The 12,085-nt window shown below is 74.4% G+C and carries 4 protein-coding genes; all 4 read left to right on the top strand.

Annotation, left to right across the window (positions count from 1 at the left end):
- Positions 1 to 16 precede the first annotated feature (16 nt).
- The 4 genes from FNV62_RS20845 to FNV62_RS20830 all read left to right on the top strand — a co-directional run bounded on the left by FNV62_RS20845 (position 17) and on the right by FNV62_RS20830 (position 12,081).
- Positions 17 to 1,681, top strand: a complete 1,665-nt coding sequence (locus FNV62_RS20845; protein ID WP_144315512.1) for an AMP-binding protein — start codon at positions 17 to 19, stop codon at positions 1,679 to 1,681.
- 278 nt (positions 1,682 to 1,959) lie between these two features.
- Positions 1,960 to 3,228: an MFS transporter gene (locus tag FNV62_RS20840; RefSeq protein ID WP_144315511.1), complete on the top strand. Its 1,269-nt coding sequence runs from the start codon at positions 1,960 to 1,962 to the stop codon at positions 3,226 to 3,228.
- Complete coding sequence (locus tag FNV62_RS20835) at positions 3,182 to 6,442, top strand: type I polyketide synthase (RefSeq protein WP_318658467.1); 3,261 nt, start codon at positions 3,182 to 3,184, stop codon at positions 6,440 to 6,442. The genes FNV62_RS20840 and FNV62_RS20835 overlap by 47 nt, the downstream gene beginning before the upstream one ends.
- Positions 6,439 to 12,081, top strand: a complete 5,643-nt coding sequence (locus FNV62_RS20830) for a MupA/Atu3671 family FMN-dependent luciferase-like monooxygenase (RefSeq protein ID WP_144315510.1) — start codon at positions 6,439 to 6,441, stop codon at positions 12,079 to 12,081. Before FNV62_RS20835 ends, FNV62_RS20830 begins: the two co-directional genes overlap by 4 nt.
- The last annotated feature ends 4 nt before the right edge of the window (positions 12,082 to 12,085 follow it).

Genomic DNA, 12,085 nt, shown 5'->3' with positions numbered 1-12,085 from the left:
ATTATCGTGCGCCCCCATGGGGTCCATGAGGCGTACCGTCGCGGAACTCGTACAGGAACGGTGGGGCGACCACCGGCCGGGACTGTGGTTCGAGGGCCGGGTGCTGAGCCACCACCGGGTGGCGGCGGGCGCGGCGGCGCGGGCGGCGCTCCTCGCCGACCTGCTGCCGCCCGACGCCGCGCCGCACGTCGGGGCGCTGCTCGACAACACCCCCGAGTATCCGCTGTGGTTGAGCGCGGCGGCCCTCTCCGGTGCTGCCGTGGCCGGGATCAACCCGACCCGGCGCGGCCCCGAACTGGCCCGCGACATCCTGCACACCGAATGCCGTGTCCTGGTCACCGAGCGGACCCACCTGCCCCTCCTCGACGGCCTCGAACTGCCCGGCGTACGCGTTCTGGTCACCGACACCGAGGCGTACGAGGAACTCCTCGCGCCGTACGGGGGCGCGACGCCGGACGCGGCGCCCTCCGTGTCGGCGGACGCCCGCCTCCTCCTCTACTTCACCTCCGGCTCGACCGGCGCCCCCAAGGCCGCGATCTGCACCCAGGGCCGGCTGGCCGCGGCCGGGCGCTCGCTCGTCGACCAGTTCGGGGTGCGCCCGGACGACACGCACTACATCTGCATGCCGATGTTCCACGGCAACGCGGTGATCGCCGACTGGGCGCCCGCCCTGGCGGCGGGCGCGGGGATCGCGCTGCGGCGGCGGTTCTCGGCGTCGGGGTTCCTCGCGGACGTACGGGCCTGCGGGGCGACGTACTTCACCTATGTGGGCCGCGCGGTGCAGTACCTGCTGGCCACGCCCGCCCGCGGCGACGACCGCGACAACCCGCTGCGGATGGGCTTCGGGACGGAGGCCGGGGCCGTGGACGCGGCGGCCTTCGAGGAACGCTTCGGGGTGCGGCTGGTGGAGGGGTACGGCTCGTCCGAGGGCGGCGCCGCCATCCAGCGGACGCCCGGCGCCCCGGCGGGCGCGATCGGACGGGCGGCACCCCGCGACGACCTCGCGGTGGTCGACCCGGGGACCCGGGCCGAGTGCCCGCCCGCCGTCTTCGCCGAGGACGGGAGGCTTCTCAACGGGGACGAGGCGATAGGGGAGTTGGTGAACCGCGGACCCAACCCCTTCGAGGGGTACTGGCGCAACCCCGCCGCGGACGCCGACCGCCGGCGCGACGGCTGGTACTGGACCGGCGACCTCTTCTACCGCGACACCGACGGCTTCCTCTACTTCGCCGGGCGGGCGGACGACCGGCTGCGCGTCGACAGCGAGAACCTCGCCGCCGCGATGATCGAGAACATCCTCGCCCGTCACGAGGACGCCGCCGCCGTGGCGGTGTACGCGGTCCCCGACCCGGTGGCCGGGGACCAGGTGATGGCGGCGATCGCGCCGCGCGAGGGGGCCGGCTTCGACCCGTCGGCCTTCGTGGAGTTCCTGCGCGCCCAGCCCGACCTCGGGACCAAGATGGCGCCCCGTTTCGTTCGGATCGTGACGCGGATGCCGGTCACCGCCACCAACAAGATCCACCGGGTGGGGCTGCGCCGCGAGGGCTTCCGCTGCGCCGACCCAGTGTGGTGGCGGCCATCGGGGGAGTCCGCGTACCGCAGACTGCGCGCGTCGGACGTCGAAGGGCTGCTGGTCGAGTACCGGGCGCGCGGACGCGAGAAGTTGCTGCCGACCGGGTAGGTTGCGGGCGCGCTTCCCGCGCGGGCGTTCGTCGGCCGGAACTTTCGGCGGCCCGGCGGACCTCCCGTCTCAGGGAGTCCCGGGGCAAGGAGTCTTGGGGCAGAGGAATCCCCTCCGCCCCACAGGGGGAGGATGCCCCCGGACACCTGTGCCGTCCGCGCCGAGGAAAGAGGGAACATGCGTCACCTGATCCGGGTCGTGAACATCCCCGATGCCGCACCGCCACGCGGCGGACGGCGGCGGACGGCGGTCCGGGGACGGCTCGTGGCGCGGCACCGGTGACGGCCGAGGGGCGCTACCGCGTCCTGGTCGCCGGCTACTCCGTCTCCTCGTACGGCACCTTCCTGAACATGGTGGCGCTCAACCTGTTCGTCTACGCCACCACCCACAGCGCGCTCGCCATCGGACTGTTCATGGCGGTGCGGCTGGGCGCGGGGTTCCTGGCGGGGACGGTCGCGGGGCGCGTGCAGGCCCGGTTCGGGGTCAAGCCGGTCATGCTGTGGGCCAACATCGCCCAAGCCGTTGTCATGTTCCTGCTGGTAGTGACGCCGGACGGGGGACTGCGGACCGGCGTGCTGTTCACGGTGTCCGCGGCCGTCGGGGCGTGCAGCACGGTGTTCATGGTCGCGCTGCGCAGCTCCATCCCCGACCTGGTCGGCGCGGACCGGCGCGCCTGGGCCAACTCGCTGATGGTGGGCGGCCGTTCGCTGGCGATGGTCGCCGGGTTCGCCTCGTCCGGTGTGGTGGTGCCCTGGCTCGGCTTCACCGCCGCGTTCCTGGTGGACGCGGCGAGCTTCCTGGTGTGCGCGGCGGCGGTCGCGTGGCTGCCGGGCATCGCACGCGCCCCCGAACCGCCGCGGGCGCCCGACGAGCCCCTCGAGAGGCGCGGCGTGTGGGCCGCGATGACGGCGCTGGCGACCGTGCCCGCCCTCGGCCTCATGATGTGTCTGCGCACCGTCGACGCCCTCGGCTCCTCCTCGCACAACGCGGCCCTGCCCGTCTACTCCAGCACGCTCCACCCGGACGATCCGGCCGCGTTCGTCAGCCGCTTCTGGCTGTTCTGGGCGCTGGGCAACGTCCTGGCGCAACAGGTCATCCAACGCTGGGCCAAACGCTCCCAACGGGCCGTCGGCGCGCTCGGCTTCGGCCTCGGCACCGTCGTCATGTCCTCCGCGTTCATCCTCGGCTTCGCCGGGTTCCCGATGGTGGCGACCGTGCTGATCGCCCTCGTCGCGGGCGCCGCGGACGGGCTCACCGAGGTGTCGTACACCTCGCATCTGCAGACCCTGCCGGAGACCCTGCGCGGCCACGCCTTCGGGCTCACGGCGACGGTCGAGAACCTCGGTTTCGGAATCGGCATGATCGGGGTGTCGGCGGCCCTCGAATCGTTCTCCGCGTTCACCGTCGTGGCCTGGTCGCACGGCCTCGCCATCGTCGTCGCGGGGATCTACCTGCTCCGTTTGTACGCGGTCCACGGCGCCGGCAAGGAGGGGACGAGCGGTGCGTACGGCAGTCGTCGGGATGGCGCTGAGGTTTCCGGGAGCTGACACCCCCGACGGGTACTGGCGGGACATCCGGACGGGCGTGACGCACGTACGGCGGTTCACCGACGCCGAGCTGGCGGCGGCCGGGTTCGCCCCCGAGGAGTACGGCGCGCCCGACTTCGTGGCCGCGAGCGCCCCGCTGCCCGGCATCGACGGCTTCGACGCGGCCTTCTTCGGGATGAGCGCCCGCGAGGCCGCGGTCACCGATCCGCAGCAACGCCTCTTCCTGGAGTGCGCCCACCACGCCCTGGAGGACGCGGGGTACGCACAGCCGCGCGCCGGGGTGCGGATCGGGGTGTGCGGGAGCACCGGCTACCGGCTCCACTCCCTGCACAGCTACCTCGCCAACAACCTGCGGGAGGAGGCGGGTTCGGGGGACTGGCAGCGGCAGAAGCAGGCGCAGGTCGGCACCTACCCCGATTTCGCGGCCCCTCGGGCGGCCCACCGGCTCGCACTGACGGGCCCGGCCCTGAACGTGGCCACGGCCTGCTCGTCGTCCCTGGTGTCCGTCCATCTCGCCCGCCAGGCTCTGCACTTCGGCGACGCGGACCTCATGGTCGTCGCCTCGGCCGCCCTGCACGTGCCCCAGGTCACCGGGCACCGGCACGTACGCGGCTCGACGATCTCGCGCTCCGGGACCGTGCGCGCCTTCGACGCCGACGCGGACGGCACCGTCGGCGGCAACGGCGTCGCCGCCGTCGTCCTCAAACCGCTGGAGAGGGCGCTCGCCGACGGCGACACCGTGTACGCGGTGATCGCCGGGTCCGCCGTCACCAACGACGGCGCCGACCGCGCCGGGTTCGCCGCGCCGGGCTCCACCGGCCAGCGCGACGCCGTGCTCGGCGCGCTGCGCGCGGCCGGGGTGCCCGCCGACTCCATCGGCTACCTGGAGGCGCACGGCACCGGCACGCTCAAGGGCGACCCGATCGAGTTCGCCGCCCTCACCGAGGCGTTCCGGCTGCACACCGACCGCACCGGCTTCTGCGCGCTGGGCTCCACGAAGTCGGCGATCGGCCACCTGGACAGCGCGGCCGGGCTGGCCGGGCTGATCAAGGCGGTGCTGGTGCTGCGCCACGGGGAGATACCGCCGCTGGTGAACCACACCCGCCCCAACCCGGCCCTGGACGTGACCGGGAGCCCCTTCGTCCTGCCCACCCGCGCGCTGCCCTGGCCCGCCGAGGAGGGCCGCCCGCGCCGGGCCGGGGTGCACTCCATAGGGATGGGCGGGACGAACGCCCACGTGATCCTGGAGGAGGCGCCGACCCCGGCCCCCCGCTCGCCGGACCGCGGGCGGGCCCCCGCGCTGCTGCCGCTGTCCGGCCACACCCCCGAGGCGCTCCTCGCCTCCGCACGGGCCTTCCGCGACCACCTCACCGAACACCCCGGGACCGACCCCGCCGACCTGCTCCTCACCACCGCGCTCGGACGACGGCACCTGGAACACCGACTGGTGGTCACCGCGGAGGCAGGCGGCACGGCGGCGGCGCTGGACGCCTTCGTACGGGGCGCGGCGGGGGCGTACGCGCACGCTGTCGCCGGGGCGGCGGCGGGCACGGGACCGGTGTTCCTCTTCACCGGCCAGGGCAGCGGGTACGACGGGATGGGCGCGGCGCTCGCCGGGCGGTTCCCGGTGGTGGCCCGCACGTTGGAGGAGTGCGCGGGGATCCACCGGGACGAGACGGGGGAGGAGGGGTTCCTCGACCGGTTGCTGGGCGGCGCCGACGGTGGTCCCGCGGAGGGAGCGCGGGCCCGGGGCCCGGAGGGAGCGCGGTCCTGGGACCCGGAGGGAGCGCGGGTCTGGGACACCGCCTTCGCGCAGCCCGCGCTCTTCGCCCTGCAGGTCGCGCAGGCGCGGCTGTGGCGGCGGTTCGGCGTCGAACCGGTCGCGGTGGCCGGGCACAGCGCCGGGGAGTACGCGGCCCTGTGCGTGGCCGGGGCGCTCACGCTGGAGGACGGACTGCGGCTGGTCTGCAGGCGGGGGCGGCTGATGCGCGACGGCACCCCGGCCGGGGGCATGCTCGCGGTGTTCGCGGCCGAGGACGTCGTACGGGGGCTGGTCGCCGAGGTCGACGGCCTCGAACTCGCCGTCGTCAACGGGCCCGGGCAGTACGTCGTGGGCGGACCGCCCGAGGCGGTGGCCGCCGCCCGCGCCCGGCTCGCGGAACGCGGCACGCCCGCGGAGTCCCTGCCGGTGGACCGCGCGTTCCACACCGCCCTGCTCGACCCCGTCCTGGCGGACTTCCGGGACGCCTGCGGAAAGGTACGGCTGCGGCCCACCAGGACCGAGTTCGTGAGCGGTCCGGACGGGGTCCGGCACCCGGTGGGCTGGCTGCCGGACGCCGAGCACCTCGTACGGGGGACCCGACGGCCGGTGGACTTCGCCGCCGTACTGCGCACGCTGGAGCGGACACCTGGGCGGCCGGTCCATCTGGAGATCGGCCCCGACGCGCCCCTCGCCGGGCTCGTCCGGCGTGCCCGGCCGGACACCGCCGCCGTCCCCACCCAGCGCCGCGGCGACCGTGGCCTCGGCACCCTCTGGGCGGCCGTGGCCCGGCTGCACTGCGCGGGCCACCGGCTCGACTGGGCGGCCCTGCTCGACGGCAGCGACGCCCGCCGGATCCCGCTGCCGCCGTATCCCTTCCAGCACCGCTCGTACTGGACAGGACCGCCGCCCACCCCCTTGGCCGACGACCGCACAACGGAGGACGGCATGACCGAACAGGCCGTACTGGAACGGGTGCTGGCGCTCAGCGCCCGTCATCTCGGATACGCGCCGGAGGAGATCACCGCGGAGCGTACGTTCGTCGGGCTCGGCGCGGACTCGCTCCAACTCATAGGAATGGTCCGACAGTTGGAGGCCGAGTTCGGGGTGGAGATCGGTATGCGGGAGATCCTGGAGGAGGCGGGGACCCCACGGCTCGCGGCCCGGTTGATAGCGGAGCGGACGGGGCGGAGGGCGGTCCCGGCCTCCGCGGGCGTCACCCCGGACGACGAGCCCGTGCACATCACCCCGGACGACGAGCCCGTGCACGTCACCCCCGACGAGGAACCCGTCTACGCCACCCGTGCCGAGGAACCCGTCTACGCCACCCGTGCCGAGGTCGAGGAACTGGCCCGCCAGATACGCCAACTCGCCGAGACCCAGACCAGGATGCTCGGTCAGCTCTCCGAGGCCGTGGCCCTGCTCGCCGAGGGCCGCGAGGAGGTCGGAGGATGACCACGGTGCGGACCAGCCCCGCGTCGCAGGCGAGCGCCGAGGCCGTCGCCCGGACCGTCGCCGTCTCCGGACGGCTCGACGAACTCCTGACGGCGGCCCGGCACCGCACCGAGCCGTCCGCCGGGCAACCCGCCGAGGCTCCCGCCGGGCAACCCGCCGAGCCGCCCCTCCAGCACGGCCCCCACGTCACCCTCCCCCCTGACTCCGGCATGTCAGGCACCGGTGCGAGTGACGCCCAGCGGGCCCACGCCGACGACCTGGTCCGCCGCTTCACCGAGCGGACCCGCACGTCGAAGGAGCTGGCGCAGCGGCACCGAACGGTGCTGGCGGACAGCCGGGCCGTGGTCGGCTTCCGGCGGGCGACGAAGGAGATGCAGTACCCGATCGCGGCCCGCTCGGCGCACGGCGCCCGGCTGACGGACGTCGACGGCAACGACTACACCGACATCACCATGGGCTTCGGCGCGCTGCTGCTCGGCCACGAGCCCGCCCCGGTGACGGAGGCCGTCCGTCGGCACCTCGCCGACGGACTGCGCCTCGGACCGCGCTCCGAGGACACGGGCGTGGCCGCCGAACTGCTCGCGGAACTCACCGGCATGGAGCGGGTGGCGTTCGCGAACTCCGGCACCGAGGCCAACTCCGCCGCCCTGCGGCTCGCCCGCGCGGCCACCGGACGCGACCGCGTGGTCATGTTCCGCGGCTCCTACCACGGCCACATCGACTCGGTCCTCGGCCGTCCCGGCCCCGACGGCCGCCACGCCGTCCCCGTCTCGCGCGGCGTCCCCGCGAGCGCGGTGTCCGAACTCCTCGTCCTCGAATACGGCAGCCAGGAGAGCCTGGACGTCATCGACGAACTCGGCGACACGATCGCCGCGGTCCTTGTCGAACCGGTCCAGTGCCGCAACCCCGCCCTGCGCCCTGTCGCCTTCCTGCGCGCGCTGCGGGAGCTGACCGCCCGGCGCGCCATCGTCCTCCTCTTCGACGAGATGCTCACCGGCCTGCGCCCCCACCCCCGCGGCGCCCAGCACCACTACGGCGTCGTCCCCGACCTCGCCACCTACGGCAAGGCCCTCGGCAGCGGTCATCCCATCGGCGCGATCGCGGGCCGCGCCGACCTCATGGACGGCATCGACGGCGGCTTCTGGCGGTACGGGGACGACAGCCGCCCGACGCGCGACACGACGTTCTTCGGCGGCACGTACATCCAGCACCCCCTGTCGATGGCCGCCGCCCGCGCGGTCCTCACCCACCTCAAGGAGCGGGGCCCGGAGCTCCAGCAGACGCTGAACGCCCGCACCGACGTGCTCGCCGCCGACCTCGACGACTTCTTCCGCGCCGAGGAATTCCCCCTGGAAACGGCCCACTTCGGGTCCATGTTCCGCTTCACCCACCGCGCCGACATGGAGCTGCTCTACCACCACCTCCTCCTGCGCGGGATCTACGTCTGGGAGTGGCGCTCCTTCTACCTCTCCACCGCGCACACCGACACCGACGTCGAACGGATCACGGACGCGGTGAAGGACTCACTGCGGGAGCTGCGCGCGGGCGGCTACTTCCCGACGACGCCCCGCCACCGCCGGCGGCACGGTCACGGCGACGCCGCCGAGCGGCCCGCTCCCGACTTCGGCGTCTATTTCTTCGGAGACCATCCCGACGGCGAGGACAGCGCGCAGGCCTACGAACGGCTGATCGAGACCGCACGCTTCGCCGACACCCACGACTTCAGCACGCTCTGGCTCCCCGAACGCCACTTCCACTCCTTCGGCGGCCTCTTCCCCAACCCGTCCGTCCTGGCCGCCGCGCTCGCCCGGGAGACCCGCCGCATCCGCCTGCACGCGGGCTCGGTGGTCCTCCCGCTGCACGACCCCGTGCGGATCGCCGAGGAGTGGGCGGTGGCCGACAACCTCTCCGGCGGCCGGGTCGGCATCGGCTGCGCGAGCGGCTGGCACGCGAGCGACTTCGCCCTGCACCCCGACCGCTTCACCGACCGCACCGAGATCGCCTTCCGGCACCTGGAGGACGTACGGCGGCTGTGGCGGGGCGAGAGCGTCGCGCGCCGCACCGGCGAAGGGCACCCCATCGACGTACGCCTGCATCCGCGGCCCGTGCAGGAGCTGCCGCCGATGTGTCTGGCGACGTCCGGGCGGCGTGCCTCGTACGAGGAGGCGGCCCGCCGCGACCTCGGGATCGTCACCAACCTCATGAACCAGACGGTCGAGCAGCTCGCGGCGAACATCCGCCACTACCGCCGGCTGCGCGCCGAGAGCGGCCTCGACCCCGACGCGGGCCGCGTCACCGTCCTGCTCCACACCCACCTCGCCGAGGACCACGCCGCCGCCCGGACAGCCGCGCGCGAGCCGATGAGCCGCTATCTGCGCTCCTCCCTCCAGATGCGTTCCGCCGCGAGCGCCCTCGGGGGCCGCCCCGAGGACGTGGCCGACGCGAGCGAGGCCGACCTCGCCTACCTCTTCGACCGCGCCTACGACCGCTACTGCGACCAACGGGCCCTCATCGGCTCGCCGGACACCTGCGCGGCCACCGTCGACGCGCTGCGGGCCGCGGGCGTCGACGAGATCGCCGCCCTGGTCGACTTCGGGCTGCCGCCGGAGGAGATGAAGGCGGGCCTGGAGCAACTGGACGTCCTGCGCCGCCGCTACCACGAGCCCCCGACGCAGCCGAAGAAGCCGAAGAGGCCCGAAGAACGGCGGGCTCCCGCGACCCCGGCCCAGCGCCGCCTGTGGCTCGCCGCCACGCTGATCGCCAACCCGGCCGCGTACAACGAGATCCAGGGCGTACGGCTGCGGGGTCCGCTGGACGTCGAAGCGCTGCGGACCGCCGTGGACGGCCTGGTCCGCCGCCACGACGGGCTGCGGACCGCGTTCGTCGCCGGGGGAGACGGGGTCTTCCAGGTCGTACGGGAGGACCGGGACCGGGCATGTCCGGCCCTGGTCGTCGACGACGTCCGGGGCCGGGACGCCGACGAGGTGATCCGGGCCGCCCTGCGGGAGGAGAGCACCCGCGCGTACGACCTCGCGGCGGGGCCGCTGTTCACGCCCCGGCTGCTGCGGCTCGCCGACGACGACCACGCGCTGATCCTCGGCATGCACCACCTCGTCACCGACGGCCACTCCGCGGGGCTGGTCGCCGCCGACCTCGGGGAGTTCTACCGGGCGGAGGCGGAGGGTCGCGCGCCCCGCTTCGAGCGGGCCGCCGGGAGCACGCTCGACACGATCGCGGTGACCGGGGGAGCGGACGACCTGGACTGGTGGCGCGCCCACCTCGGGGACGGGCCGGGTGCGCCCGCGCTGCCCACGGACCGGCCGCGCACCCGCACCGTCGCCGGACGCGGCGGGGCCGTGGGGCTGCGGCTCGGCCCGGAGCGGGCGGGGCGGCTGCGGGAGTGGAGCGGGCGGCAAGGGGTCACCCTGTTCGCGACGCTGCTCACCGCCTGGCGGATCGTGCTGCGCCAGTACGCCGGACAGGACGACTTCGTCATCGGGTCCACCTTCGGCCGCCGCACCCCCGAGACGCGGGACACGGTCGGCTTCCACGTGTCCCTGCTGCCGCTGCGCGGGACCCTGACCGACCGCACGACACTCACCGACGCCGTACGCGCCACCCGGGACACGCTCTTCGCCGCCGACGCCCGCCAACACGTCGACCTGGACGCCCTGTCGGCGGCCCGCCACCCCGACCCGGGCAACCCGCGCCCCCTCGTCACCGTCTCCGCCGACCTCGACACCGCGCCCCTGACCGCCCTCGCCCTGCCCGGCCTGCGCGCCACGCCCCTCGACGGCGGCACCGAGTCCGCACCCCTCGAACTCGCCCTCATGGCGACCCGGCTCCCCGACGGAGACCTCGACCTGCGCCTCCGCCACGACGCCGACCTGTTCGACGAGGCGACGGCACGGGGGTACCTGGACCGTCTGGAGAACGTGCTGGTCGACATGACGGCGGGCGCCGCGGCGACGGTCGGCGACCTGACACCGGGTTCCGTCACCCCGGGCACCCCCGACGGCGCCCACCGCCTCCGTACCCTCTGGCGGCACACGCTCGGCCCGGTCGGTGATCTCACCCCGGACGCCAACTTCTTCGAACTCGGGGGGAATTCGATCGGCGCGATCAGACTGGTGAACCGGGTCCGGGACAGCTTCGGCGTGGAATACCCCTTGGCGGACTTCTTCGCCGACGCCACGCTGGGGGCGATGACCGCCCGGCTCGCGCCACCCCGGGGCGTGACCGTGGTGGACACGGCGCCCGTCAGCGACCAGCAGGCCCGCATGATCGCGGGCGTCCTGAGCATGCCCCGCCCCGAGGTGTGGAACATCCCGACCCGGATCCGTTTCACCGGCCCCCTGGACGTGGCCGCCCTGCGCACCGCGGTGGCCGGGCTGCTCGACCGGCACCACGGACTGCGGTGCCGCTTCGTACCCGCAGACGGGCGGCCGGTGCCGTCGTACGGAACGGACGACGGGACCGGCTGGCGGCAGGAGGTTCTCGACGTGCCGCCCCCGCCGCTTCCCGTCGAGGACCTCACCGGCATCGCGGCCGAGTCCGAACGGCAGGCGCGCGCCGAGGAGTTGTGCCGGGAAGCCGCCGCGACGCCCATCACGGTGACCGACAGTGCCCTGCCGGTCCTGCCCGTCCTGCGGCTGCTGCGCCTCGCCCCCGACCGGTGGACGCTGATGTTCGTCGTGCACCACATCTGTGTCGACGGCTGGTCCCTCTCCCTCCTCCTGAGCGAGCTCGCCGCGCTCTACACGGCCGCCGCCGCGGGCCGCCCGCACGGTCTGCCCGAACCGGCGGCGCAGTGCACGGACTACGCCCGCTGGCAGCGCGAGCACGCCGACCCCGCCGAGGAGGCCCGCAGGTCGGCGTACTGGACCCGGTACCTGGAGGGGATCCCGGCCGCGGTCGAGATTCCCGGCGACCGGGCCCGGCCCGCCGTACCGAGCGGAGACGGCGACACCCTGCGCGGCACCGCCTCCGGTGAACTGCGCAGGGGTGTCGAGGAGTTGGCTGCGGCCCGGCACACCACGCCCTTCGGGGTCGCGGCCACCGCGCTCGGCGTGCTGGTCGCCCGCCGGTCCGGGGTGCGGGACATCGTGATGGGCACGCCGTACGCCCACCGCGAGCGCAGCGCGTTCGAGTCGATGGTCGCGCTGACGTCGACCGGCGTGGTCGTGCGGGTGACGCCCGACCCGGACGAGACGCGCGGCGCCCTCGTGGAGCGCACCGGCGCCGGCGCCCTGGAGGCGACGGCCCATGTCCTGCCGACCGCGCGGATCGTGCGCGCCCTGCGCGAGAGCGGTGCCCGCGCGGTGCCCGAGCGCTTTCCGCTGACCATCGCCTTCCAGAACTCCCTGGACACGGACATCGAGATCCCCGGACTCGACGTCGAGGTCGACGACCTCGCCCCGCCCGTGTCCCGCGGTGACCTCTCCTTCGGTCTCGCCCCGCGCCGCGACCCGGCCAAGGGCTACCGCACCTTCCTGGAGTACTCCGCCGATCTGTGGGACCCCGCCACGGCTCAGGAGCTGCTCGACGACTGGCAGGCCGTCCTCGCCGAACTGTGCACTCGGCCGGATGCGCCCGTCGCTTCACTCCTCAACCCTCTCCAGCCCCTCCGAAAGGCGTGAGCGC

Origin of the sequence: Streptomyces sp. RLB3-17 (genome assembly GCF_007113425.2) — a bacterium.
Classification (GTDB): Bacteria; Actinomycetota; Actinomycetes; order Streptomycetales; family Streptomycetaceae; genus Streptomyces; species Streptomyces mirabilis_D.
Note: the sequence above shows the minus strand (reverse complement) of the source record. Positions and strands in the feature narration are given on the sequence as shown.